The organism is Nocardia sp. AB354 (assembly GCF_049538315.1).
GTDB classification, from domain to species: Bacteria; Actinomycetota; Actinomycetes; order Mycobacteriales; family Mycobacteriaceae; genus Nocardia; species Nocardia nova.
In genome coordinates this window covers 43,749-67,711 of sequence record NZ_JBMVFU010000015.1, presented here as the reverse complement: position 1 = coordinate 67,711, position 23,963 = coordinate 43,749, and the positions used below count along the sequence as shown (strand labels likewise).

Here is a 23,963-nt window from a genome sequence, read left to right as displayed (position 1 = left end):
GGCGACAGCCGGTCACGCCGGCGTATTCCCCGATGAATCCATCCCATCCGTACCGAGGAGGAGAGCAACCATGACCGGACAGCTCGACACTCTGATGGACAGCACCGTGTACGACTCGCACGACGACAAGATCGGCAAGGTCAAGAACATCTACGTCGACAACGAAACCGGTTCGCCGACCTGGGCATCGGTGTCCACCGGCCTGTTCCGCCACGATTCGCTGGTTCCGCTGGTCGGGGCGCAGCACAATCCGCAGTCCGACGCGCTGCGGGTGAATGTGGACAAGGAAATGGTCAAATCCGCTCCCGCTGTGGAACAGGACGGGCATATCAGCCGGGAAGGCGAGGAACAACTGTTCCGCCACTATCACGTCGACCCGAACCACTCCGGCTGGGACGCCTACGGCCGTGCGATGCGCGACGGTCAGGGGACCGCGCGTCCCGATGCCGCCCCGAACGGCCGCCACGCCGCCACAGATCCCACCGGCGACCAGGGCCTGATCCGTTCCGAGGAACGCTTGAACGTCGATACCCAGCGTGAGGAGGTCGGCACCGCGCGCCTGCGCAAGTATGTCGTCACCGAGGATCAGACGGTGACGGTGCCCACCAGCCACGAAGAGGTCCGTGTGGAACGCGAACCGGTCACCGACGCCGGGGCGTACGGGCAGACTTCCCTGGGCGACGAGGAACAGGAGGTCACCCTGCACCGCGACCGGGTGACCGTGGACAAGGAGACGGTGCCGGTCGAACGGGTGCGCCTGGCCGTCGACGACGTCGAAGAACAGGAGACCGTCGGCGACACCGTGCGCAAGGAGCGTATCGACACCGAGGGCACCGATCCGGGACGCTACGACGATCGCCGTTACCCGGACGAACGCTGACCACTGATGGTGTGAGCCGGGCCCGGACCGGGCCCGGACCGGGCCCGGCCCTATCGTCCGGAGGACAAGGCGCTGTCAGCCCAGAGCCAGGTGGGCTTGCAGCAACCACGCTGGAACCGAGCTGCGACCGCCGGGCTCGTCGCGCACGTCCTCGAAGTGGATCGGTGATCGATCGTCGCGGGGGAGATCGTTGCCGTGGATGCGCGCGGGGCGGACGTCGTCGATGACCCAGTATTTCGAAACCAGCTCGCGCAGTTCGTCTTCGGTCACCGGATTGGGACCGAACCCCTCGGGCGAGGCCGGCAACGCCTTGCGGTCGAAGACGAGCACGAAGTAGGACGCGCCCGGGGCTGCCGCGCGGACGATGGAACGTTGATACCCGTCCCGCTGGTCGACCGGGATCGAGTGGAACAGGGTGCTGTCGACGATGGTGCCGAATCTGCCGTCGTATCCGGTGAACGAGGTGATGTCGGCGACCTCGTAGGTGGCGGTGGACAGTCCGCGCCGCTGGGCCTCGGCGCGGGCCAGTTCGATGGCGGTCGGGGCGGAGTCCAGCCCGACCGTCGTGAAGCCACGCTCGGCCAGATACAGCGAGATCGCGGCCTCACCGCAGCCGACGTCGAGGACGTCGCCGTGGAATTTGCCTTGTTCGGCAAGCACTTTCAGCTCCGGCTGCGGCTCGCCGATACTCCAGGGCGGTTTGGTGCCGGAGAACGGGCCGGCATCGCCTTGGTACGCATCCTCGAACGTGAAATCGCCCGGTGTGGTCATGATGTCCTCCGGATCGGTCGGGGCTATCAGACTGGTTGGAGCTCATTCGATGCTACGGCCGCGCCGCGTGCCGGGGCGCAGGCGGTAGGGGGTTTGTGCGGTAGGGGTTCGTTCCGGGGCGTGACTCGATAACCCGGCGTGCGGTGCCGGTTCCTCGTACCAGTTACTGGACCCGCACCGAACTGCCCTCCACCATGGAATCGGCCGCCGAGAGCGTCCGGCGCGCAGTCGACGCGGTCTGCGGATATCCGGCTCGGTGCCTTCCGGCGCAGCGAGCAGCGGCACTAGCCGCCGTAGAGTCGAATGAAGTCCTGGGTCGAGTCGACGGCGGGCACGGTGTAGCTCGCCGAACTCCCATCGACATCGGTCTCCTCGACGTAGTAGGCAGGTTCGGCGGGCAGGCGGCGCCACTGGGCGCGTGGATCGCCGTCCTGCTCTCGGTGACTGTTCGATGTCATGATGTCCCCCTCGCAGAATCGTCTCACCACAGGCTACCCGGGTTATGCGTCCGGTGCGGCATGCGTTGCGGCAGAGGGCATTCGACGAGGCGTCAGTCGCAGGCGGTCGGCATTGCCGAGGCCGGCCGGCGCTCGTGACGCCGGCGCTTCGCCTACCTCTCCGCTTCCCGTTGTGGCAAGCCCACCTTCACCAGGTCTTGCCGGCCTGCTCCCGGATCGTGTGGTTGATCCGGTTGAAGAAGTTGGTGATCGCGATGTTCAGGATGATCGCGAACATCTGGTTCTCGTCGAAGTGGTCGGCGGCCGCGTCCCAGATCTCGTCGGTCACTCCCGGCGAGCCGTCCTGGATCCGGGTGGCGGCTTCGGTCAACGCGAGCGCTGCCCGCTCCTCCTCGGTGAAGAACGGGGTCTCGCGCCAGGTGACTACGCTGTGCAGCCGCTGCTCGGTCTCCCCGAGCTTCCTCGCCGACTCCACGCCCGCGAACACGCACGGGCTGCAGCCGTTGATCTGGCTGGCCCGCAGATGGACCAGCTCGAGCACGAGTGGATCGACGCCACCGGCGTGAATTGCCTTGTGCAGATGCTGGATTCCGGTGAGCAAGTCGGGATTCGCCACGCTCTTCATGCGTGCTTCCATGGTTGTGTCCTTCGTTGTTTGTGTGCGCCCATCCGGGCCGGTCATCTACCGCCGGCGTGCCCGCCTCGGCCTGCTGGACGGGCGGCTGCGCGAGATCAGATCGGATACGGCGTGGCGCTACGGTATGGCCGCCGGGCGGGGGCTCAGGCAGAACGGTTTTCGCTGGAATATGTGTGACTCATGCATATAAACTAGGACCGTGACGCAAACCCAGTCAAGCCTTCACCATGCAGCCAACGTTCTGGGCGCCTTGAGTCTCGTCGTCGCCGACGGGATGAACACTGCCGTCGAAGCGGTCGCGGCGCTCGGCCCGTCGGCCCCCGCCGCTCTTGCCGCGATGCATCAATTCCTGGACGGCGGATCGGTCACGCAGCTGAGTTCCGTTCTCGGCCTGTCGCACTCGGGCACGGTGCGCCTTGTCGACCGCCTCGTCGCCGAAGGGCTCGTCGAGCGCGGCGGCGCACAGGATGGGCGGGCGGTCTCCGTGGTCCTCACGCGGGACGGCCGGGACATGGCCGCACGGATACTCCGGACGCGCGAGAAGTCGCTGACGAGTGCGCTGTCCGCGTTGTCCGCGGGCGAGATCGACAATCTCGCGGCAACGCTGGACGCGATGCTGACCACGATGACCCTCGCCAGAGCCGAACAACGCGCAACCCGCGGCAACGACCGTTCACAACCGTGGCTGTGTCGCCTCTGCGACTTCGACGCCTGCGGCCGAAGCGAAGGTAGCTGCCCGGTCAACAACGCGGTGACGACCGGCGACAAGAGTTGACGCCACGCTGCTGTTCGGTCCGGGGGAGGTGCTCGACAGCTAATCGCCGGATTTGTGCGCCACGGCGAAGATTCGCCGGAACGGCAACCACGTCGTCTCGTCGGCGCGCTGGGGGTAGGCCGCGCGCAGAAGTGGGGCGAGCTGGGCGGTGAAGCGCGCCCACTCCTCGTCGTCGAGGGCGCCGCGCACCGGTCGCAGGGCGGTCCCGGTCACCCACTCGAGGACCGGATCCGTGCCGGTCAGCCGCTGCAGATAGGTGGTCTCCCAGGCGTCGACGGCGCATCCCGCGGCGGTGAGCGCCGCGGCGTAGCCGCTCGGATCGAGGACGTCGCGGGGTTGCAGGATGCCGCTGGATTCCAGGCGTGGCCGCCACTCGTCGCGAGCGGCGAGTTCGCGGATGGCGACATGGGAGGGCGCGTCGAAGTTGCCCGGCACCTGCAATGCCAGCCAGGCCCCGGCCGGCAGCGCCGCCACCCATCGCGGCAGCAGCTCGGTATGCGTCGGCACCCACTGCAGCACCGCGTTGGTCACCACGACGTCGGTATCGGGTGCGGGCTGCCACTCCTCGGCGGAGCGCACTTCGGCGTCGATACCGGATTCCCGTGCGGCCGCGACCATTTCGGGCGAGGAATCGAACGCGTCGATCCGCGCCTTCGGCCACCGCTGAGCGAGCACGCCGGTCAGCTGCCCGGGCCCGCACCCCAGGTCGACCACCCGGCGTGGATTCTCGGCGTCGATGCGCGCGATCAGTTCGAAGAACGGCCGCGAGCGGTGGTCGCCGAAACTGCGGTACTTCTCGGGATCCCACATGAGCTGCTCCCTCGCCGAAGATGCTAAACCGTACGAGCGTCATATTAATGCCGGGGGGCGGATTCGGCTCGCGATCATCGTGGCAGTGACTGGGCGATCAACTGGGCGGCGAGGCCGCGGCCCGTCCGCGCGGGCCCGGCGCCGATGTGGGTCGTCTCGCCGGTCAGAAGTAGGTGCCGGCGAACGGGGCGGAGGTTGTGGTGAACAGGTTGTCGGCGTCTTCGATTGCGCCGCTGCGGTTTTCGCCGATCCGGCCGGCCAGGGCCAGGTGCTGCCAGGTGGATCCGCCGAGGTATGCCGCGGCGAGGGCGGCCACGTCGGTGGTGAGATCGGCGGGGGCGTCGACGCGGGTGACGGCGTCGGCGGTGATCCGGTAGGAGCCGGTGTTGGCGGGCAGGATGTCGTCGGTCACCGCGAGGACCACCGCCGGTGCCTCGCGGTAGCTGCGGCGTTCCAGCGCCGCGGGGACATCGACGAGCCGCAGCCAGGTCTCGTCGTGCACGCCGGCGACGGTGACCACGCGCTCATCGGTGAACAGATGCCGCAGCGGGCTGTCCACCGGCGCGAAGGTCACCATGATCCGGTCCACGATGTCGTGGGTCAGCAGATGCCGCAGCAGTCCGCGATAGGCCGCGGGCGTGGTGGCCACCCAGTCGTCGACGACGATGGTGCGCTGCGGATTGCGCGGCCAGCCGGTGCTGTCCGAGGGGCGGTAGCGCAGGAATCCGTCTCCTCGGCGCCGGGGTCGCCGTGCACCACCGTCCAGCCGGCGTTGCCTGCGATCAACTCCTGGAAACGCCACCAATACGGCGGCCGGTCGATCGCGCCGTTCCACGAAATGTCGGCGGCCGCATAGATTTTCGCCAGCGCCTCGCACCGGTTCTCTGGATCGAGGTAGCGCACCTGCCCGCCCTGGGCCACGGTGTCACGCAACCGGGCCTGTCGCCGATCCACCTCGAGCGTCGCGTACGAGCCGGCCACGCCGTAGCCGAACCGCTCGTAGATGCCGCCCTGGGTGGCGCGCAGACTCGCGACCACTTCACCGCGCTCGGCGATATCGGCGAGCTGACGCCGCAGCAGCGCGCTCACCACACCCCGGCGCGTGTGGGTCGGCAGCACGCCGACATGTGTGACGGCGGCGTGCGGAAGACGTTGTCCGCCGGGCACCGCCAGCCAACTGGTGTAGGAGTCGACGGCCCCGACGAGCTGCCCGTCCAGGCGCGCACCGAGCGTGCGCCCCGGCTCGACCAGTCCGCCGGCGCCGTCCGGCAGCGGCGGCAGCCCGACCATCGCGGTACGGAAGATCTCTCCCGCCGCACGTACCTCATCGGCGTCGGTCAGCGTCACGAGTTCGACGGCTGGGCCGCTGGTCATTCATCACCTCCGAGGACGTGCCGGGCACTTCATGGGCCGCGCTTCTCGACCACGCTAGCGGGCCGCGGCCGCGAATCAGCGCGATGCGGACCGGCAGGGCGGCCAGATGTTCTGGCGGCACCGCCGCGTCGCAGCTGTCCGGCGATGAATTCCGCGGTCCCGAACCGTGCCCGGCCTCAGCCTGCCGCTGCCATCGCCCGCCATGCCTTTCTGGCGCGGGAACGGGCTCGCGGGGCGGCGTATTCGATGCGCCGACGCGCCTCGGAGGCGCTGATCCGCAGTAGATCGCTCAAGAGCTCCGCTGTGTCCCGGTAGCCGGTGTCGGCGGCGAGGCCGCGGCGCTCGGCCTCGGCGACGGCCGCGACCATGGCCGCACCCAATCGACGCCGGCGGCGTTCGGTTTCGACGAGGGTGCGCAGCAAGTCGACATCGGCCAGGTCCGACCAGCTCTGTGCCGGAGCATTCGGTGCCAATGCAGTCGAATGTGTGTTCACGCCGGCTAGCGTAGCGCATGCTCGAACGTTTGTTCGATACTCGGTTCGGTCAGCGCGTCGAACTTTGCGGCAGCGTCGCGTGGTTTGCGTTCCGGGCTCATCGAGCTGGGAAGTCGGTGGCCGAGTTCACCGCGGTGCTCGACGTGCGCGGCGCCGTCGCTGGAGGCCGGGGTGTACGCCGGGAGGAAGACCGGCGTGGGCGGCGATGCGTTGAAGGAGCGGAAGGAGCTGAGCTCGCTCGCTCTCGTCGAGCGGTGCGAGAACTTCCGATTCCAGTGCGTCGGCCTCGGATTGCATCGACTCGAGTACCTCGCGGGCATTGTCGGTGAGGTGGACCGCGTGCGCGCGCCGGTCGGCCGGATGCGGCTGCCGGGTCACCAGTGCGCGTTCCTCGAGCTCGTCGACCAGTCCCACCATCGCGTTGCGGTGGACCCGCAGCAGATCCGCGAGTTCTTGCTGGCTGCGGCCATCCGCAACGGCCAGTTGGGTGAGGACTGCGAAGTGGGCCGGGTCGAGATCCAATCGCGCCAGCTGCTCGGTGAGCTGGTACGACACGTGAAAACCGATCTGCGACAACAGGAATGCCGCGCGTGAGTCCAGCGGCCGGTTCGTCATGACAACCACACTAGCAATCCAACATTATTGCCATCTAAGCATATTGACAAAAAATGTGATTGTCACTTAATGTGACAATATGACAAATCCCAGCGCTCCCTTCGTCCCTGACACCGACGCGCCGGTCACAGTGATCAACACGATGTCGGTCCCCGCGGCGCAGCGGGACCTGTTCCTGCAACGCTGGCGTGACAGCGCCCAGTACATGGCTGCCGCCGCCGGTTTCCGCCGAACCCGGATGTTCCAGGCGGCCGGCGCGGCGGCCGAGGTGATCTTCGTCAACGTCGGGGATTGGGACAGCGGCACCGCCTTGCGTAACGCACTGGGCACTGCGGAATGGCGTGAATTGACGCTGCGGATCCAGAACGATCTCGACCTCACCGCACGGCCGATGATCTTCCATCTCACCGTCGAATTGGGACCTGGTGACGTGCTGTCCCGGTAGGCCGGATGGCTTGTCGGACAACGGTTCACCGCCTGGGTGTCCCAGGAGAACAACCATGTCACACCGCAAGGCACCCAGGCCCAGCAGGCCGACACCCAGCGCCCACCGCACAGCTGTCGGCCTGACCACTCCACCTTCGAACGACCGCACAATATTTCGCGAACGAGGACTCGATGAAACAGCTCTACTGGGCCGCCGTCGGCTACACCGCATTGGGACTGCCGTCGGGCCTGGTCTATCGCGAACTCACCAAGGCTCATCAGTTCACCGGAAAGACCGAACTCGCCGTGGTCCACACGCACCTGCTGGCGTTGGGAACGCTGTTCTTCCTGATCGTCCTGGTGCTCGAACATCAACTCGCCCTGTCGAACACCCGCGCCTATCGCTGGTTCTTCGCGGTCTACAACATCGCTGTCCTCTGGACCGTGGCCTGCATGACGATCATCGGTTCCCGGACCGTCCTCGGGTACGGCGAATCCATGCCACTGGCGGAGCTGGCCGGCGTCGGTCACGTCCTGCTGACCATCGGATTCGTGCTGTTCTTCGTCGCCGTGCACCAGGCCATCACGACCCGCCGCGAGGAGGTGGTACCCGCCTGACCCGGCCGAATCGGTGACCTCCGGGGCGGATGCCCGGACTGTTCCGCGGACGCCAACGGCCCGAGATGGTCTCGGGCCGTTGGTCTTCGGGCTGTCGCATGTGGCTGTCATGCGGGGGCGACTTCGCCGCTACTTGATCGAGTTGGCCAACCGGTCGGCGTAAGGGGCGGTGAATCGTCCGACGATGGGCAGCGCTGCGCGGACACCGCCGGTGTTGTTCGCCTGGACCATGGCCATGATCCAGACGACGACCGTGAAGACCGCGACGACGAGTCCGGCGAGGCTGAAGAGGATGCCCAGGGCTCCGAGGAGCGAGCCGAGGATGCTCAGGACGATATTCAGCACCGACACCGCCCCGAAGAAGACGATCGATTGCGAGGCATGGAATTTCACATCGGGATCGTGCCTTCCGATGAAGAGGAAGATGATTCCGGTGAGCCAGCCCAGCGCGTACGACAGGATCGCGCTGGTCTTCTTGTCCAGGCCGGCGGACTGCGGTTGGTTCGCGGGAGGTTGAGAAAATGTCATGGGGTGAGTAGACGCCGCGCGCGCCTCCTACCGATCCCAACTTTCCCCGCGGACCCTGCCGTCAACCGATAGTTGACGGGCGCGTGAGCGTCAACCTATGTTTGACGAGTCGAATCGCGGTGGACAGGAGAAACCAGATGCCGGAAGCGCCCATTCTCACCGGCGTTGCGGCCAGTCGTGGTGTTGTCGCCGGCCCGGTCCGGCTGGTGCGCGGTGTCGACGACTTCGACGCGGTGGAGCCGGGCGATGTCATCGTCTGTCGCGTGACAGATCCGTCGTGGACAGCGCTTTTCGGTGTTGCCGCCGCGGTGGTGACCGAAACCGGGGGAATTCTGTCCCATGCGGCAATCGTCGCCCGCGAGTTCGGGATTCCAGCCGTGGTGGCGGCCGAGGGAGCGATGGAGACCCTGGCGAATCATCGGAACATCTCGGTCGATGGAACCAAGGGGCACGTTCATGCCGTTCGCTCGACCCACCATTGACGTCGCTTCACCAGGCATGGCTACTCGATACGAAAGGGAAGTCCGCGATGACGCACGTTTCACGCAGTTCGCTGCTCGCGTTGCACGCAATTCGCCTCGGCGGGTTCGTTGATACGCACGCGGCGGCCGACCGATATCGAATGCCTGTCGACCTCACCGAGTCGCACATGCGGGACTTCCGGGAGCGCGGCTGGATCAGCCGCTTCCGTTTCGGGACGGACGCAGGGTGGTCGCTCACCGAGAGCGGACGTGCGCAGAACGAGCGGCAACTCGCCGAGGAGCTTTCCGAGTGTGGGGCGAAAGCGTTGGTCGAAGACGTCTATCGCATGTTTCTCCCGCTCAACGCACGGTTGGTGCAGGCGTGCACCGCCTGGCAACTGACCATCCTTCCCGATGGCAGCATGCAGGACAACGACCACCAGGACGCACAGCGGGACAGGCCGATCCTTGCCGAACTGGAAAGCCTCGCAATGGAATTGGCTCCGCTGACGAATACTCTCACCGAACGGCTTGCCCGGTTCGCCGGTTACGACACTCGCTTCGCCGCGGCCCTGTCTCTGGCCGCCGATAATCCCGAGATGGTCACCGGAACCGAACACGACTCGGCCCACCGAGTGTGGTTCGAACTGCACGAAGATCTGATTGCCACCCTCGGAATCGACAGGGCACTGCCCTCCTGAACGATTACGTCCGAAGCCTCGATCAGTGGTCGAACGCGATCCAGGAGCGGGTGACCGGTTGTCCTGTGCCGTACTCGGTGAGCGGCTGCTCGAACTCCGTGCTGCTACGCCGGTCGCTCGAACTTGCCGTCCTGAATGCCGGTGGTGAAGGCGTCCCATTCGCCGGGGTGAAGAGAAGCGCTGGGCCGGTGGGGTTTTTCGAGTCGCGCACTCCGACAGTGCCTTCGGCGAGGTGTGCAACCTCGACGCATGTATCTTTGCCGTGGCTTCGCCGGCTCTTGTACCACTGGGCAGTGGACAGGTGGCCGTTCATGCCCTCTACTCCTCTGGCTCCGGATTGCTGGCCTCGGCCATTCCGGCTGCTATGCGGGGGCTTCGAATCGGCCGTCCTGTACGCCAGTGGTGAAAGCATCCCATTCGGCGGGGGTGAAGATGAGAGCTGGACCAGTGGGGTTTTTGGAATCGCGCACTCCGACCCTGCCTTCGGCGAGATGTGCAACCTCGACGCAATCCTTACCGGCTCCGCTGCGGCTGCTCTTGAACCACTTGGCAGTGGATAGGTCGGCGCTCACTCTTCGTACTCCTCCGCAATCTTCATCAGCAACGCCCTGGACTCGGACTGATTGAGTGCAGCGCGTTCGATAGCTGACAGAGCTGTGCGGTACTGCTCGATCTCGTCGGGTTTGTCCAGGTACAGCGCCCCAGTGTAGCCCTCGATGTAGATCACGGGCGGCTCTGTGAGGGTGGGGTTCACGTGTTGAGGGAATTCCAGAAGTACGAACGGCCCCGTGTCGAGTCCGATGTGAGCGCCGACTGCCAACGGGATGATTCTGACCGAGACATTCGGGAGTTTGCTGAGTTGGACAACGTGCTGCAACTGGGCGGCCATGACCGCGGTGCCTCCAACGCGGTGCCGTAGCGCTGCTTCGCTGAGGGTGGCGTGGAAGCTGAACTGCTCACGCGATTCGTGAAGGCGCTCTTGGCGTTTGGTGAGTAGTTCGACATGGCGGTCGATCTCGTCATCGGTCAGGCGGGGAACGTATGCCCGCGACACGGCACGCCGGTAGTCGGCAGTCTGCACCAAACCCGGCAGAAGGCTGGGCTGAAACGATGTGATGCGCCGCGCGCCTTGTTCGAGCCCGATGAACAAGTCCACATTCGCGAAAATCGCGTCGCTGTACGACTGCCACCACCCCGTCTTGCGGGCTTCCTCGGCCAGCCACAGCAGCGCGCGCCGATCCTCGTCGCTGGCGTCATAGGTATCGCACAGCGCCCGGATGACCATCTTCTTGACCTGGCCTATTTGGCCATTTTCCAAGCGCCACAGCGTTTGTGAGCTCATCTCGGCGAGTTTCGCCGCCTTGTCTCTGGTCAGGTTCGCATGTTGGCGCAGCTCGGTCAGTCGCCGGGCCAGCAACCGTCGCGGGAGTGTGGTCGTGTGTTCTGCCATCGCGATCACTTTCGTCAGTGAAGCTGCGGAGCCTTCCAGTTGATCTGGAAGGATTCTATCTGACCTCAATTGTTCTGTTATGTCTCCACTTTCGCGGCGAACGGTGGTGTACTCGGTGTGTGCCGAGCGGGAGGGTGGCCGACCTCGCAATCCGTAAGCACCTCAACCACATCCCCGTCTTCGGAAGCCGAACATGTCGAAATTTCCCATGCTCGAACCGTCGGACACGCAGCCGGACACCCATGGAGATCGACGAAATAATCAGCGCCCCAAAGCTATCGGAATAATACGACCAAGCGTGTCCGGTGCGGACACGTCGCGGCATGCGCTCGCGATCGAACGCCATGCCGTGCGGCTGGGGTATGACTACGTCTACACCGTGCGGCCACCGGAGGATTGTCTGGACCCCGTCGGTTACGGTCTGGCGATCGCCCTCGGTGTCGACGCTGCCGCGGTCGTGGTCTACGACTCGAGCACCGTCGATCACAGTCCGGCGCGCATGTGCGATTGGTGTGATCTGGAAACGGTGTGCCCGCCGGAGACGTGGGCGCGCAGCCCGATCGCGCCGGAGCATGCCGGGCCACCGCACCCGCTCACCGAATCGATCGCCCAGCGAATCATGCAGCAGCACAAGGGGTGTAGCGCCCATCGGTGTCCTCGCAAAGCCGCCGCGTTCGGGTTCCTCGTGCAGGCTGGGAAGATCGTTCCCCGGTTCACACGCTGCGCGAGCGTGCGGCGGCGCGCGGTATCCGGCTCGACCCGATCGGTAGTGAACTGCCGGTGACGACGGGCGCGGACCTCGGCACGCTACTCAGCGTGCTGGACGGGCTGGTCGCCGACATGCGGGACAGGTAGCCGGTGATGGACGACAGGACCAGATGCACCGAGGTGAACGGCCTGGAAGCGGTGTGGACGATGCAGAACTACCGTCATATCGAGATCAGGCAGGCGCGCGACATGGCCACCGGCGACGTGATCGAGTTCGCGCCGGGCACCGATCTCGCGGCGGCACGGGAACAAACGTCGTGCCGCTGGGCCGCCGTCTGGGATCGCGTCGCGCACCAGATGTGGACGGAATGGATACCGGGCCACCGCGATTCGGAGTCTGCACCCATGATGCGGTACCTCGGATGAGCGCGGAGCCGGACAAGACGAAGTGGCCCAAGGCAATCGGATACGTTCGCTCGGATCCAGCGGGCGATCGGCGAACCGAGATCGAAGCTGCAATTCTCCGGCGCGCGGTCGAAGCGGGATATCGCCTGATGGACATCGTCGCCGACGTGCCGGTACCTGATCTGCTACCCGCGTTGCGCCGGGTCGACGCTGTCGCGGTGATCATTCACGACTTGGAGCATGTCGGGGGTAGCCCGAGATCGGTGTGCGGATTCGCCGCGTTGGTCACGGTGGAGCCCGCAGACACGTGGCACTGGGGCTACCAGCCGGATTGGTAGTCCGGAAAGGCCGCTGTGATGACGTGCCTGTGGTAGGCGGCGACGTCGGTGATCGCGGGCCCACAGTCCGCACACCCCGAATTTTCCGTGCAAACCTCCACGGAAATGCGCGAAAACCGCCAAAAACGGCGGGGTTTGCACGATCTGTTCAGCCTAACGGGCGCGGTCCGGCCGAGCGCAGCTACACGGTGACCTGCGAGACGGGCGCGGTGCGCTGCGCGATCTGCTGACCACCTCCACCGCGCGCAGATGGACGATCGATTCGATGGCGGTGCCCGGATTCCATTCACTCCGATCCGGATCCGCGACGCGCACGGCAGGCGTTGTTACCGTCGCTCCCATGGATTTGCAGCTGAGCGGTAAGCGGGCCATCGTCACCGGCGGCAGTAAGGGGATCGGGCTGGCCGTCGCGCGCGGACTCGCGGCCGAGGGCGTGGACGTGGTGCTCGCCGCCCGATCCGCCGAACCGCTCGCGGCGGCCGCGCAGGCACTCGCCCGGGAGAGCAGACGGAGGATCGTGGCGGTGCCCACCGACACCGGCAACGACGAACAGGTGCGGGCACTGGTCGAGCGCACCGTGGCGGAGCTGGGTGGGGTCGACATCCTGGTCAATGCCGCGGCCACGCCGTGGAGTGCCGGCTCGCCCGCGGATCTGAACGCCACCAGCGACGACATCGTGCGCCGTGAGGTCGAGATCAAGGTGCTCGGCTATCTGCGCACCGCCCGCGCCGTCGCGCCGCATCTGATCGCGCAGGGCTGGGGGCGAATCGTCAACATCAGTGGACTCGGTGCGCGGCAAGCGAATTCGATCGCCCAGACGGTGCGCAACGTCGGCGTTTCCGCCCTGACGAAGAATCTCGCGGACGAACTCGGCCCCCACGGGATCAACGTGACGGTCGTGCACCCGGGGCTCACCCGGACCGAACGACTCACCGCACGCCTGGCCGCCCAGGCCGCTGAATCCGGTGCCACTGTCGAAGAATTGGAGGCCGGTCTGGCCGCCAACTCGATCCGCCGGGTGATCGACGCCCGCGAGGTCGCCGACGTCGTCACCTTCCTGGCCTCGCCGCGCAGCATCGCGATCACCGGCGATGCCGTCGCGGCCGGCGGCGGCGTGCCGGGACCCGTGTATTACTGACGCGAAACCGCCTCGCACGCAGATCTTTTCAGTCGCGATCGCGCTCGCACGCGGCGAGGAAATCGTCGACGATGCGGGCACAGTCGTCGCGTCCGGCGCGGCCGATGCCGGTGAGCCGCACGAAGACGATCGGCCCGACGAGCTGCGCCAGCACCGCCGTGAGCTCCCGGTCGCCGAGCAGTGCGCGTGCCCGCGGGTCGTCGAACAGTTCGTCGAACGGGCGGCGATAGGTGTCGATCAGATGAGTGCGCAGCGAACCTGCCCGCACGCCCTCGCCGTGCGCCTGCGCGTCCCCGGTCGCCAGCCACGCCAGCGTGGTCAGATGCAGCGGGACGTCGTTGATCGCCGCGGCCTGCCGGGTGAGCAGTTCGATCAGCCGCTCGCGCAGGGGACCCGCGTCCGGGATCTCGACCACCGGCGGCATCAGCTCTTCCAGCGTCGCGGTACGCAACTGTGCCACCGTGTCGAAATGCCGGTACAGCGTGGTGCGCGCGACGCCCGAACGCCGCGTCACCGCGTCGATGGTGACCGCGTCGAGTCCGCCGTCGCGCAACAGCTCGGCCGCGGCGGTCAGGAGGCGGCGACGCGAGCGCGCCTTGCGCGGATCGTCCTCGGATCCCGTCCCGGCAGTCGATGTCATGGTCTCAGGATTCCTCCTCGGCAAGATCGACGGCCGCACGGGACAGAAACGATACTGCGAGTAGCATAGCGAAACTGAAAGTATCGTTTCTCGGGAGGCGCGATGAACGCAACCAAGACCGAGCTCGTTCCCGGGCGCACCCGATGGGTGATCGTGGTGTCCTGCCTGGCCGTCGCGCTGGTCGTCGCGTCGATGGCCGCGCTCTACACCGCCCTGCCGCAGATCGCCTCGGCGACCGGTGCCACGCAGTCCCAATTGACCTGGATCATCGACGGTTACACGCTGGCGCTGGCATGTCTGGTACTGCCGGCCGGCGCTCTGGGCGACCGCTACGGCCGCCGCATCGTCATGATCATCGGGCTGGCGGTGTTCGCGATCGCCTCCGCGATCCCGCTGGTGGTCCACGGCCCGGAATGGCTGATCGGCTCGCGAGCGATCGCCGGAGTGGGTGCGGCACTGGTGATGCCGTCGACGCTGTCGCTGCTCACCTCCGGGGTGGAAACGGATCGCCGCAATGTCGCGGTCGGCATCTGGGCGGGCACGGTCGGCGGCGGCGCGGTCATCGGCATCCTGGGTTCCGGAGTGCTGCTGTGGCGCTGGTCGTGGCTGTCGATCACGCTCGCGATGGCGATTTCGGGTGCGATTCTGGCGGTCGCGGCGTGCACCGTTCCCGAATCGCAGGACGGCGAGCGCGCGCGCTTCGATCCCTGGGGAGCGGTGAGCGGGGCGGGCGCGGTGGGCCTGATCGTGATCGCGGCGCTCGAGGCCCCGCAACGCGGCTGGACCGATCCGCTGGTGCTGGGCGCTGTGGTCGCCGGGCTGGCGGTCGGCGCGGCCTTCGCGGTGATCGAATTGCGTGCCCAGCAACCGCTTCTGGATGTGCGGCTGTTCGCCGGGCGGGGTTTCGGCGCCGGGACGCTGTCGGTGGCGGTGCAGTTCCTGGTTTCGTTCGGGCTGTTCATGGTGATCGTGCAGTTCTTCCAATTGATCCTGGGCTATTCGCCGCTGCTGTCGGCGGTCGCGATGGCGCCGATGATCGTGCCGATGGTGGCCCTGTCGGTGATCGCGCCGTGGCTGGCGCAGCGGTTCGGACTGCGGCTGCCCACCACGGTCGGTCTGGTCGTCGTCGGAATCGGCCTGTTGTGCCTGTCGCGGTTGACGGCCGCGAGCACGTTCGTGGATGTGCTGTGGCCGCTGCTGATCATGAGCACCGGCCTCGGCCTGGCCGCGGCGCCGGCCACCGCGGCGATCGTGGACGGGGCGCCGGCGGACAAACAGGGAGTGGCGGCCGCGGTGAACGACGCCGCTCGCGAGATGGGCGCCGCGCTGGGGATCGCCCTGGCCGGCAGCGTGCTGGCGGCCGGTTACAGCCACCGCATCGCCGAGATCGCCGACCGGATTCCCGAACCGATCCGCGGGCCCGTCACCGGCTCGCTCGCGGGCGCGCTGGCCGTGAGCGAACGCATCGGCCCGCAGGCGAAACCGCTTGCGGACCAAGCGAAATCCGCATTCGCGCACGGGTTGCACCAGGCCACCCTCGTGCTCGGGGTGGTGACTCTGGTAGTCGCGGCGATCCTCGCAGTGTGGGCGCCCTCCAGAGCACGATCCGGTGCCGAATCGCCGGGTGCTGAATCTGCCGGTGCCGACGCGGCCGGGAAGGGACCTGTCGATGCCGGATCTGTCAGATCCGACTCTGCCAGGGTGGGATCTGCCGGGTCGGGATCTGCTGGTGCCGGATTTGCGGCATCCGACTCTGGCGGGGACGACTCTGCCGGGTCGGGATCTGTCGGGTCCGACTCCGCCGACTCCGAATCGGCTGCCGGAGTCGGGAAGCGGTGAGTCGGAGTGTCGGGCCCGTCGTCCCCGCGCCGCAGTACGCGGCCGTGTTGTGATGGTCGCGGGCCGGGCACCGGTCACCCGCGGGTGTGATGGTCGGCCCGCAAGCGGAAGTCGAATCGAGGAGCGGCGATGGCGCAGGTGAATGTGGCGGTGATCGGATACGGATTGTCCGGAGCGGTCTTTCACGCTCCACTGATCGCCGCCGACCCTCGGCTCCGGATGGCCGCGGTGGTGACCTCCTCGCCGGAACGAGCCGACCAGGCGCGCGCCGACCACCCCGGCGTACGGGTATTCGCAACAGTCGACGAGTTGTTCGGCGCCGCAACGGATATCGATCTGGTGGTGATCGCGAGCCCCAACCGCACCCACGGACCACTGACGCTGCGGGCCGTGGCGGCCGGGCTGCCGGTGGTGGTCGACAAACCCTTCGCCCTGACCGCCGTCGAGGGCGAGGCGATGATCGAGGCCGCTCGACGGGCCCCCGTCATGCTGACGGTCTTTCAGAATCGGCGCTGGGACAGCGACTTTCGCACGGTGCGCCGGCTGATGACCGACGGCGCGCTGGGTGAGGTGCGCCGCTTCGAATCCCGCTTCGAACGCTGGCGCCCGCACACCAAGGGCGGGTGGCGAGAGGTCGGTGGCGCCGACGAAGGCGCCGGCATCCTCTACGACCTCGGCAGTCACCTGATCGACCAAGCGCTCGACCTGTTCGGCCCGGTCGAGGACGTCTACTGTGAGCTCGACGCCCGCCGTCCCGGTGTGCTGGCCGACGACGATGCCTTCGTGGCGCTCACCCATGCCTCGGGTGTGCGGTCGCATCTCTGGATGAGTGCTGTTGCGCCACAGCTGGGCCCGCGCTTGCGGGTGCTCGGCTCCGAGGCCGGGTATGTGTGTTACGGACTGGATCCGCAGGAGGCGGCACTGCGAGCCGGTCGGCGTCCCGGCGACGGACAGTCGTGGGGGAGTGTCGATCCCGTCGACTGGGGTCAGCTCGGTGCCGAAGGCGATCTGCGCCTGACCCCCAGCGAACCCGGCGCCTATCCGGATTTCTACGCCGGGGTCGCCGCCGCCCTGCTGGACGGCGGCGAACCACCGGTCGACCCCGCCGATGCCGTGGCGGCCCTGCGCGTCATCGAGCGGGCGCGCGCGGTGGCGGCTCGATGAACGCCCGTCAGGGTTTGCGGGCGACACCGCCGTAGGCGGCGATGTCGGCGGCGCGGCCGACCTCACGGGAGTCGGGCTGCCACTGCGTGATGCAGGTGAAGCCGGGATCGACGAGCTCGAGTCCGTCGAAGGCCGCGGCGATTTCGGCGCGCGTGCGCGGATAATACGGCGTGCCACCGGTTTTCGCGTATTCGGCGCACAGGTCGACATACGGTTGGCTGTCGTCGGTGCCGTCCCAGAGCACCAGATAGCTACCGGACGGCACCGCCGCCAGCACCGTGCGAACGATGCGCAGCATGTCCTCGTAACTGCGGGCGTGACCGAGCACGCCCATGAACATGACGACCACCGGCTCCTGCAGATTCAGGATGGCGTGCGCCTCGGCGATGATCTTCTCCGGCTCGTGGAAGTCGGCGTTGACGTAGGTCGTCACACCCTCCGGAGTGGTGCTGGTCAGCAGCGCGCGAGCGTGCGCGAGAACCAGCGGATCGTGGTCGACGTAGACCACCTTGGCATCGGGCGCGACGCTCTGGGCCACCTCGTGGGTGTTCTGCATCGTCGGCAAACCGGTACCGATATCGAGGAATTGCCGGATTCCGGCCTCGCCGGCCAGATGGCGCACCGCCCGGATCAGGAATTGCCGCGACTGCACCGCCATGGTCGCGATATCCGGATCGATCTGCAGACTCGCCTCACCGACGGCGCGATCGACCTCGTAGTTGTCCTTGCCGCCCATCCAGAAATTCCAGATGCGCGCCGAGTGCGGAATATCGGTGCGGATCTGCGCCGGATCGTCGATGGCCATATGTGCTGAGCTCCCCGTAGGTGTGGGCGCCGCCGAACCGCGCGGCATCTCGTCGGTGCGAACCACGCGATTATAAACCTCCGCGCAACGGTTGTGCCGGAATATGTTGCAGGGCCGAGATATTCGGACCGGGAGTGGGGGAGCGCGTGTGCGGCGCGAGCGACCATGTGCGACGGCTCGTGTGCGGCAACGTCGTTCGCGGAGAACTCGACAGCGACAGTAAATTAGCCAAGAATGTGCTAGTCGGCTCGGTTTGGCGGTCGCGGCTGTCGGGGAGTATGTCTGACACCCGCCTTCGGATAGGTGGAAGCCTGGCGCGTCGCAACACTAATCAAGCGTCCAATCTGGAACGTTGTCCATATCGACACTCGAGTTCGGTGGCTGCCATTCCATCGGTGCGATCGGGCATTTAGGTATTCAGCCCCTCGGCACGTAAGGTTGCCGATCGGTTACTGAGTATCTCGTCTCACACGGAGGTGGTAGAGGGCTTGCACAGCACAGTGGTCGTCGTCGGGTCCGGATTCGGGGGGATCGGCATGGGAGCGGCGCTGCGGCGCGCGGGGATGGACGATTTCGTCATCCTGGAGGAATCGCCCGAATTGGGGGGCGTGTGGCGAGACAACACCTATCCGGGATGTAGCTGTGATGTACCGGCGCATCTGTATTCGTTCTCGTTCGCGCCGTACCGCAGTACCGGCATCCGATTCCCGGGGCGCCGCCGGACCTTGGAATATCTGCGGGCCGTCGCCGGCGCGGAAGGGCTACCCGGTCATCTGTACACCGACACCGCCGTCACCGAGGCGACCTACTCGGAATCGGGTTCGTGCTGGGAACTGCGGGCCGCGAACGGGCTTCGGTTCACCGCCGATGTCGTGGTCTTCGCCGTCGGTCAGCTGCATCGGCCGAACATTCCGGAGATCCCGGGCCGCGACGAATTCGGCGGCGCGTCGTTCCACACCGCCGACTGGGATCATGCGGCCGAGCTGCGCGGGCAGCGGATCGCCCTGATCGGCACCGGATCGAGTGCGGCACAATGCCTTCCGACGTTGGCCGACACGGCCGACTCCGTGCGGATATTCCAGCGCACTCCGCAGTGGATCCTTCCCAAACCGGCCGCCGAATTCGGCCCGGCGACGCGAGCGGCGCTGCGGCTGCCCGGGGCGCAGCGCGCCTACCGCTGGGGTCTGCACCAGGCCGCCGACTCGCTGCTGGCGCCGATCATGCACCGCCGCTGGCCCGCCCGGCCCGCGGAATGGATTGCGCGGCAGTACCTTCGGCGCACCGTCGCCGATCCGGTGCTACGGGGACGGCTCACCCCGGACTATCCGATCGGCGCCAAACGCATCGTCTTCGACAGCCACTTCTATCGCACGCTGGGTCGCGACAACGTGCAACTGACCACCTCGGCGATCGCCCGCATCACCCGCGACGGCGTCGTGACCGCCGACGGCGGACGCTACGACGCCGATGTCATCGTCTACGCGACAGGATTCCGCGCCGCCGAATTCCTGGCCCCGATCACCGTGCGCGGGCGTGGTGGACAGTCTCTGCAGGACCGATGGCGTTCGGGCGCTGACGCTTTCATGGGCCTGGCGGTGCCGGGGTTTCCCAATGCCTTCCTCATCGCCGGACCCAACTCGTTCACTCCGGCGGGCAGCAATCCGGCGATGAAGGAGCATCAGATCGCCTACATCATGCGCTGCCTGCGCTGGCGCGACGAGATCGGTGCGGCGGCGATCGAGGTGCGGGCCGACGCGATGGCGGCGTATCGAGCATGGCTGGCCGACGCGCTCGCCACCACGGTGTGGTCGGCGGATGTGCCCAGCTGGTACACCCACGACAGCGGCGCGATCACCAACCCCTGGCCCGCCTCCGTGCGTACCTACGCCCGGATGCTGCGTCGTCCGCCGGCGTCGAGCTTCGCACCGGTGCACCGCACGGCCGCCGCCGAAACGGTCGGAGCCTGACCCTGCTCGCCCGAGAGGACCGCCCGGCGCGAAAGCCATTGCGCCGCGCGGTCTTCCGGTCAGGCCACGGTGGCGTCGAGTTCGACCTCGATATTGCCGCGAGTGGCCTTGGAATACGGGCAGACCAGATGGGCGCCCGCGACGAGCTCGTCCGCGGTCTGCTGGTCGATCCCGGATGCTTCCAGATGCAGTGCGGCGCTGAGCCGGAACTCGTCGCGCTCGGTTTCGTGGTGCAGGGTCACCTCGGCGACCACAGCCAGGTCCCTCGGCGTCACCTTCTTCGCCGCTGCCACCCGCCGGACCGCGCCGACGAAGCATGAGGCCCAGCCCGCGGCGAACAACTGTTCGGGATTGCTGCCACCGCCCGCGCCGCCGAGCGCCTTCGGCACGGCCAGGGTGATGTCCAGTGCGCCGTCGTCGGAGGTCGCGCGACCGCCGTTGCGGCCCTCGGCGGTCGAGGTCGCGACTGCGGTGTAGGTGATGTCGGCCACGCCGTCGCGCCCGTCGGGTGACGCAATCGGTGTACGTCACCCGGTCGCGGTGCTCAGTCCTCGTCGTGGGCCAGATGTTGTTTGGCCTGGTCGTAGTCGCCCTCGAGGTGGTGTCCGGGTCCGTAGACGAGATGGACGACGCCGGTGCGGAAGGCGGTCGAGCGAAGCAGAGTCAGCGGGAGAGTGGCCTCGGCGTCGTCGAACAGGCGCATGCCGGACCGCACCGCGATCGGGTGCACCAGCAGATGCAGTTCGTCGAGCAGTCCCGCGCCGAGCAGTGCCCGCACCACCGAGACCGAGCCGGAGATGGCGATATCACCGCCGGATTCCCGCTTCAGTGCCGTCGCCCCGGCGATCAGATCACCCTGCAGCACTTCGGAATTGCGCCAGGTGAAGGTGTGCTCGCTGTGTGACACCACGATCTTGCGGGCGTCGCCCAGCTTGCGGCCGAACTCCGCGTCGGGCCCACCCGCGGCTTCGCGTTCGGGCCAGGCGTCGGCGAAGCTGTCGTAGGTCTTGCGCCCCAGCAGCAGCGTGTCGGCACTGCCGAGCTGGGCATCGACCGCCGCGCCCATCTCCTCGTTGTAATAGGGGAAGTGCCAGTCCTGCGGATTCTCGACGACACCGTCGAGAGCGATGAACAAGCCGGCCGTGATCGTGCGCATGATGTCTCCTGGATCCGATAAGTCCCTGTTGCACGATCCGACGGCGCGAGCGCGCGGAAGTCATCGGTGCCGGCGACGATCTCCGGCGGCGAGAGTGTGGCGACGGGAGTGGGGCAAAAAGTGAGCGGTTCCCCATATTTTGTCGCCAAATGTGCAGATCTGCTCGTGCAGTCACCGATTCGAGCAGGTCAGAGGCTATGCGGCGGGGTGTCGAAAATGTCCAAAACGGAGTAGAAGGTGAGCGGAGGCTCGCATTACCGTTCCATCAGGTAACACCTACGGCCGGTGATCGGGCGGTGTCGATATCGCCTGGTCACCGATCCGTGACAAGGAGGTCAGAGTGACTACAGCAAGCACGGTCGGTGCTGAGCGCGCGATGTCCGGCCGCGCCACCTCGCTGTCCATGCGGGACGCGCAGGCCATGTCCCGGGAACTGGTCCTGCACCTCGGCGGATCCGTGGCGCCGTTCACCACCCTGCCCGCCGATGTGATGTCCGGTGAGGTGTCGGCCGTCGCGCGGATCTGCGTGGAATGGTCGATCCGCCGGGTCAACGGCGGGGATCTTCCCGAACGCACCGATCGGCTGCGGGCCGCGGCCGCGCGCTGGTGCCGCGCCGGCATCCCGATCGAGGTGGTCGTGCACGCGGTCCACGAGGGATTCAAGGCCGGACTGGACCTGCTGTTCGCCCGGGCCAAGGCCAGCGATGCCGAACTCGTCGTCCGGGGCACCGCCACCGCGCTGGAATTGCTGGACCTGATCACAGCGACCGTCAGCAAGGTCTACGTCCAGGAGCGCCGCGCCGACGCCGTCGAACACCACACCGCCGTGCACACCCTCACCTCGGCGTTGCTCGGCGGGCACGCCACCACGAAGCTGGCGCGCGAATGCGGGATCCGGATCGCCGAGCGGTATCACGTTCTCGCCCTGTGGATTCCGCCGCATCCCGACGAAACGCATCCGCGGCTGGACCGGAACGTGGTCGCGCGCCGAAAACTGCGGCGGGTGCAGGCCGCGCTGGCGAAGCTGCTGCGCGATCAGCCGCTGGCGATGCTCTCGGTCGACGGCGGCACGGTGCTCATCCCCGAAACCGCCTGCACGGAAACGGAATTGGACGATCTGCTCGCCAGGCTGTCCGAGCTGGCCGGCGTGCCGCTGACCGCCGCGATGGTGGGCGCCGCCGCGGCCGACGTCCCGGCCGCGGCGCAGCGGGCGCACGACCTGCTCGACACGGTGCGCCGGCTCGGACGCGGGCCCGGAGTGCATCGCTTCGCCGAACTCGCGCTGCAGTATCAGCTCACCCGGCCCGGCATCGGCCGCGACATCCTCGACGCCCGGCTGGCACCCCTGGACGACCACCCCGAGCTGCTGGAAACGCTGCACGTCTTCTTCAACACCGACCTCAACCGGCAGCGCGCCGCGCGGCAATTGTGCATCCACCCGAACACCATCGATTATCGGCTGCGCCGCATCGGCCAGCTGACCGGCTTCGATCCGTCCCGCACCACCGGATTGTGGTATTTGCGTTCGGCGTTGATCGCCCGGCTCAGCATCGCCGACCGCGATGCGTCCACGCCGGTGCGCCGGCCCGCCTGATTCGGGCCCTACGCGCCGGAACCGGCCGGTGGCCGCTCGGTGGTGGCGTCCAGGTGCGGGTAGACCACCTCCTGCACGATGAGCAGCACCGCGGCGGCGCACGGGATCGCCAGCAGTGCGCCGAGGATGCCGAGCAGCGCGCCGCCCAGAATGATCGCCACCACCGTGACCACCGCCGGCACCCGGACGGTGCGGTCCATGATGCGCGGGACGAGCAGGTAGTCCTCCAGCAGCCGCATCGCGAGGAAGAATCCGGCCGTGGCGATGCTGACCGGCAGCGAGACGGTCAGCGCGACGGCGGTGATGATCAGCCCGGCGACCGTCGAGCCGATCAGCGGCACCAGGTCCAGCAAAGCCACCAGCACCGAGAGGATCAGCGGGTACGGCACCGAGAACACGGTCAGCCAGATGAACGTGGCAATCGCGGTGATCAGCGAGATCAGCAGATTGCCCAGGACGTATCCACCGACCTTGGCGAAGATGGCGTCGCCGAGCAGGATGGCGCGGGGGCGGCGCGACTGCGGGAAGAACCGGTACAGGCTGTGCCGGATGCGCGGGAAATTCGCCGAGAAGTAGATGGTCAGCACCGCCACGATCAAAGCGCTGGCCAAGACGCCGAAGACGCGCTCACCGGCGCCGAGCAGACCGTGGCGCAGCTCGGGGTTGTCGGTGAGGCCGTGTTCGAGTTCCTGATCCAGGTGCAGACGCTGCGACCACGATCGGATCAGCGGGTACTGGTTCTCCAGGTCGTGCAGCCGGTCGGAGGCGTGGTCGACCAGATCGCCGCCCTGGGTGACGAGCGGTGTGATCGCCGCGGCCAGGAATCCGGCGACGAGCAGTGTGGCACAGCCGAATACGACGGCGACGGCGGCCCAGCGCGGCAACCGGCGCCGATTCAGCGAGGCGACCAGCGGCTCGATCCCGATCGCCAGGAACAGCGCCACACCCACCAGCACGAGGGCCTGTCGTGCGGTCGCCAGCATGTCCACGATGCCGATCGCGAGGAGGACGCCGAGGCCGCCGGTCACGCCGATCACGAACGGAGAATTGCGGTCGAACCGCGGGCCCGGCCGCCCGTGCGGGTGCTGCGCGCCGGCCGACTCGGAGGCCGCGCGTTCGGCTGCCGCGATCGGCTCCGGGACCGACGGCTTGCCCTGCGGGCCGCGTTCGGCGTCCGAATCGGCGGAACTACCCATTCTTGGCAGCGTAGC

At 67.2% G+C, this 23,963-nt stretch carries 30 protein-coding genes and 1 pseudogene; 14 read left to right on the top strand and 17 right to left on the bottom strand.

Translation table 11 applies throughout. The features are described from left to right. The first annotated feature begins 70 nt into the window (after positions 1-70). Positions 71-880, top strand: coding sequence for a DUF2382 domain-containing protein (locus tag ACPCUW_RS21625; RefSeq protein ID WP_423426704.1), 810 nt, complete (start codon positions 71-73; stop codon positions 878-880). A 75-nt stretch (positions 881-955) separates the two neighbouring features. Here the strand turns inward: ACPCUW_RS21625 and ACPCUW_RS21620 are convergent, their stop codons facing one another. The 3 genes from ACPCUW_RS21620 to ACPCUW_RS21610 all read right to left on the bottom strand — a co-directional run bounded on the left by ACPCUW_RS21620 (position 956) and on the right by ACPCUW_RS21610 (position 2,746). Continuing rightward, positions 956-1,651, bottom strand: a complete 696-nt coding sequence (locus ACPCUW_RS21620) for a class I SAM-dependent methyltransferase (protein ID WP_423426703.1) — start codon at positions 1,649-1,651, stop codon at positions 956-958. Between the two features lie 284 nt (positions 1,652-1,935). After that, on the bottom strand, positions 1,936-2,109 hold the full coding sequence (locus ACPCUW_RS21615; RefSeq protein ID WP_423426701.1) for a hypothetical protein: 174 nt from the start codon (positions 2,107-2,109) through the stop codon (positions 1,936-1,938). A 187-nt stretch (positions 2,110-2,296) separates the two neighbouring features. Further along, positions 2,297-2,746 carry a carboxymuconolactone decarboxylase family protein gene (locus ACPCUW_RS21610; RefSeq protein ID WP_104364211.1) on the bottom strand — a complete coding sequence of 150 codons (450 nt, stop codon included), beginning with the start codon at positions 2,744-2,746 and terminating at the stop codon, positions 2,297-2,299. Between the two features lie 199 nt (positions 2,747-2,945). Between ACPCUW_RS21610 and ACPCUW_RS21605 the strand changes: the two genes are divergently transcribed. Next, positions 2,946-3,521, top strand: coding sequence for a MarR family winged helix-turn-helix transcriptional regulator (locus ACPCUW_RS21605; protein ID WP_423426700.1), 576 nt, complete (start codon positions 2,946-2,948; stop codon positions 3,519-3,521). 39 nt (positions 3,522-3,560) lie between these two features. On the opposite strand, the gene ACPCUW_RS21600 is transcribed toward ACPCUW_RS21605, so the two are convergent. The 5 genes and pseudogenes from ACPCUW_RS21600 to ACPCUW_RS21580 all read right to left on the bottom strand — a co-directional run bounded on the left by ACPCUW_RS21600 (position 3,561) and on the right by ACPCUW_RS21580 (position 6,814). Continuing rightward, positions 3,561-4,331, bottom strand: coding sequence for a trans-aconitate 2-methyltransferase (locus tag ACPCUW_RS21600; RefSeq protein WP_423426699.1), 771 nt, complete (start codon positions 4,329-4,331; stop codon positions 3,561-3,563). Between the two features lie 163 nt (positions 4,332-4,494). Further along, positions 4,495-5,133, bottom strand: coding sequence for a sterol carrier protein domain-containing protein (locus tag ACPCUW_RS21595; RefSeq protein WP_423426697.1), 639 nt, complete (start codon positions 5,131-5,133; stop codon positions 4,495-4,497). 233 nt (positions 5,134-5,366) lie between these two features. After that, positions 5,367-5,621, bottom strand: a pseudogene (locus ACPCUW_RS21590) (GNAT family N-acetyltransferase); the annotation flags it as partial. Between the two features lie 260 nt (positions 5,622-5,881). After that, positions 5,882-6,199: a DUF222 domain-containing protein gene (locus ACPCUW_RS21585; RefSeq protein ID WP_063012041.1), complete on the bottom strand. Its 318-nt coding sequence runs from the start codon at positions 6,197-6,199 to the stop codon at positions 5,882-5,884. Between the two features lie 126 nt (positions 6,200-6,325). Next, positions 6,326-6,814: a MarR family winged helix-turn-helix transcriptional regulator gene (locus ACPCUW_RS21580; RefSeq protein ID WP_064904088.1), complete on the bottom strand. Its 489-nt coding sequence runs from the start codon at positions 6,812-6,814 to the stop codon at positions 6,326-6,328. Between the two features lie 79 nt (positions 6,815-6,893). Between ACPCUW_RS21580 and ACPCUW_RS21575 the strand changes: the two genes are divergently transcribed. Continuing rightward, positions 6,894-7,259, top strand: coding sequence for an antibiotic biosynthesis monooxygenase family protein (locus ACPCUW_RS21575; RefSeq protein ID WP_082976768.1), 366 nt, complete (start codon positions 6,894-6,896; stop codon positions 7,257-7,259). A 173-nt stretch (positions 7,260-7,432) separates the two neighbouring features. Further along, entirely contained in the window at positions 7,433-7,858 is a 426-nt protein-coding gene (locus ACPCUW_RS21570) for a DUF2871 domain-containing protein (RefSeq protein WP_064904084.1), read from the top strand. 129 nt (positions 7,859-7,987) lie between these two features. Here the strand turns inward: ACPCUW_RS21570 and ACPCUW_RS21565 are convergent, their stop codons facing one another. Then, positions 7,988-8,386: a DUF4870 domain-containing protein gene (locus tag ACPCUW_RS21565; RefSeq protein WP_063012049.1), complete on the bottom strand. Its 399-nt coding sequence runs from the start codon at positions 8,384-8,386 to the stop codon at positions 7,988-7,990. An 83-nt stretch (positions 8,387-8,469) separates the two neighbouring features. Here ACPCUW_RS21565 and ACPCUW_RS21560 point away from each other — a divergent pair, with 83 nt between their 5' ends. Next, positions 8,470-8,868 (top strand): PEP-utilizing enzyme, encoded by a 399-nt coding sequence (locus tag ACPCUW_RS21560; protein ID WP_423426694.1) that lies wholly within the window; start codon positions 8,470-8,472, stop codon positions 8,866-8,868. A gap of 140 nt (positions 8,869-9,008) precedes the next feature. Further along, the gene (locus ACPCUW_RS21555; RefSeq protein WP_423426692.1) at positions 9,009-9,548 is read left to right on the top strand and encodes a hypothetical protein; all 540 of its coding nucleotides are present in this window, start codon (positions 9,009-9,011) and stop codon (positions 9,546-9,548) included. A gap of 22 nt (positions 9,549-9,570) precedes the next feature. Here the strand turns inward: ACPCUW_RS21555 and ACPCUW_RS21550 are convergent, their stop codons facing one another. The 3 genes from ACPCUW_RS21550 to ACPCUW_RS21540 are packed head-to-tail and all read right to left on the bottom strand — an operon-like array spanning position 9,571 to position 10,998. Further along, positions 9,571-9,861 carry a DUF397 domain-containing protein gene (locus ACPCUW_RS21550; RefSeq protein WP_423426690.1) on the bottom strand — a complete coding sequence of 97 codons (291 nt, stop codon included), beginning with the start codon at positions 9,859-9,861 and terminating at the stop codon, positions 9,571-9,573. 49 nt (positions 9,862-9,910) lie between these two features. Beyond that, the gene (locus ACPCUW_RS21545; RefSeq protein ID WP_423426689.1) at positions 9,911-10,120 is read right to left on the bottom strand and encodes a DUF397 domain-containing protein; all 210 of its coding nucleotides are present in this window, start codon (positions 10,118-10,120) and stop codon (positions 9,911-9,913) included. Then, positions 10,117-10,998: a helix-turn-helix domain-containing protein gene (locus ACPCUW_RS21540; RefSeq protein ID WP_423426687.1), complete on the bottom strand. Its 882-nt coding sequence runs from the start codon at positions 10,996-10,998 to the stop codon at positions 10,117-10,119. The genes ACPCUW_RS21545 and ACPCUW_RS21540 overlap by 4 nt, the downstream gene beginning before the upstream one ends. A gap of 193 nt (positions 10,999-11,191) precedes the next feature. On the opposite strand from ACPCUW_RS21540, the gene ACPCUW_RS21535 reads away from it, so the two are divergent. From ACPCUW_RS21535 to ACPCUW_RS21520, 4 genes are all read left to right on the top strand, one after another. Then, positions 11,192-11,782 carry a hypothetical protein gene (locus tag ACPCUW_RS21535; protein WP_423426685.1) on the top strand — a complete coding sequence of 197 codons (591 nt, stop codon included), beginning with the start codon at positions 11,192-11,194 and terminating at the stop codon, positions 11,780-11,782. 77 nt (positions 11,783-11,859) lie between these two features. After that, positions 11,860-12,132: a hypothetical protein gene (locus ACPCUW_RS21530; RefSeq protein WP_423426684.1), complete on the top strand. Its 273-nt coding sequence runs from the start codon at positions 11,860-11,862 to the stop codon at positions 12,130-12,132. Further along, positions 12,129-12,449: a hypothetical protein gene (locus ACPCUW_RS21525; RefSeq protein WP_104393173.1), complete on the top strand. Its 321-nt coding sequence runs from the start codon at positions 12,129-12,131 to the stop codon at positions 12,447-12,449. Before ACPCUW_RS21530 ends, ACPCUW_RS21525 begins: the two co-directional genes overlap by 4 nt. A gap of 340 nt (positions 12,450-12,789) precedes the next feature. After that, positions 12,790-13,587, top strand: a complete 798-nt coding sequence (locus ACPCUW_RS21520; protein ID WP_423426683.1) for an SDR family NAD(P)-dependent oxidoreductase — start codon at positions 12,790-12,792, stop codon at positions 13,585-13,587. A gap of 28 nt (positions 13,588-13,615) precedes the next feature. Here ACPCUW_RS21520 and ACPCUW_RS21515 read toward each other — a convergent pair whose 3' ends face one another. Next, complete coding sequence (locus ACPCUW_RS21515; RefSeq protein WP_423426682.1) at positions 13,616-14,227, bottom strand: TetR/AcrR family transcriptional regulator; 612 nt, start codon at positions 14,225-14,227, stop codon at positions 13,616-13,618. A 102-nt stretch (positions 14,228-14,329) separates the two neighbouring features. Between ACPCUW_RS21515 and ACPCUW_RS21510 the strand changes: the two genes are divergently transcribed. Beyond that, positions 14,330-16,066: an MFS transporter gene (locus ACPCUW_RS21510; RefSeq protein WP_423426681.1), complete on the top strand. Its 1,737-nt coding sequence runs from the start codon at positions 14,330-14,332 to the stop codon at positions 16,064-16,066. Between the two features lie 129 nt (positions 16,067-16,195). Beyond that, positions 16,196-17,230 (top strand): Gfo/Idh/MocA family protein, encoded by a 1,035-nt coding sequence (locus ACPCUW_RS21505; protein ID WP_423426680.1) that lies wholly within the window; start codon positions 16,196-16,198, stop codon positions 17,228-17,230. Positions 17,231-17,237: 7 nt separating this feature from the next. On the opposite strand, the gene ACPCUW_RS21500 is transcribed toward ACPCUW_RS21505, so the two are convergent. Further along, positions 17,238-18,035: an SAM-dependent methyltransferase gene (locus ACPCUW_RS21500; RefSeq protein ID WP_063012068.1), complete on the bottom strand. Its 798-nt coding sequence runs from the start codon at positions 18,033-18,035 to the stop codon at positions 17,238-17,240. Between the two features lie 488 nt (positions 18,036-18,523). Here ACPCUW_RS21500 and ACPCUW_RS21495 point away from each other — a divergent pair, with 488 nt between their 5' ends. Then, entirely contained in the window at positions 18,524-20,002 is a 1,479-nt protein-coding gene (locus tag ACPCUW_RS21495; protein ID WP_423426678.1) for a flavin-containing monooxygenase, read from the top strand. A 59-nt stretch (positions 20,003-20,061) separates the two neighbouring features. On the opposite strand, the gene ACPCUW_RS21490 is transcribed toward ACPCUW_RS21495, so the two are convergent. Further along, complete coding sequence (locus ACPCUW_RS21490) at positions 20,062-20,493, bottom strand: Ohr family peroxiredoxin (protein ID WP_423426676.1); 432 nt, start codon at positions 20,491-20,493, stop codon at positions 20,062-20,064. Between the two features lie 53 nt (positions 20,494-20,546). Continuing rightward, entirely contained in the window at positions 20,547-21,158 is a 612-nt protein-coding gene (locus tag ACPCUW_RS21485; RefSeq protein ID WP_104407646.1) for a dihydrofolate reductase family protein, read from the bottom strand. 340 nt (positions 21,159-21,498) lie between these two features. On the opposite strand from ACPCUW_RS21485, the gene ACPCUW_RS21480 reads away from it, so the two are divergent. Next, the gene (locus ACPCUW_RS21480) at positions 21,499-22,752 is read left to right on the top strand and encodes a PucR family transcriptional regulator (RefSeq protein ID WP_423426674.1); all 1,254 of its coding nucleotides are present in this window, start codon (positions 21,499-21,501) and stop codon (positions 22,750-22,752) included. 8 nt (positions 22,753-22,760) lie between these two features. Here the strand turns inward: ACPCUW_RS21480 and ACPCUW_RS21475 are convergent, their stop codons facing one another. Then, entirely contained in the window at positions 22,761-23,948 is a 1,188-nt protein-coding gene (locus tag ACPCUW_RS21475; protein WP_423426673.1) for an AI-2E family transporter, read from the bottom strand. Positions 23,949-23,963: the final 15 nt, after the last annotated feature.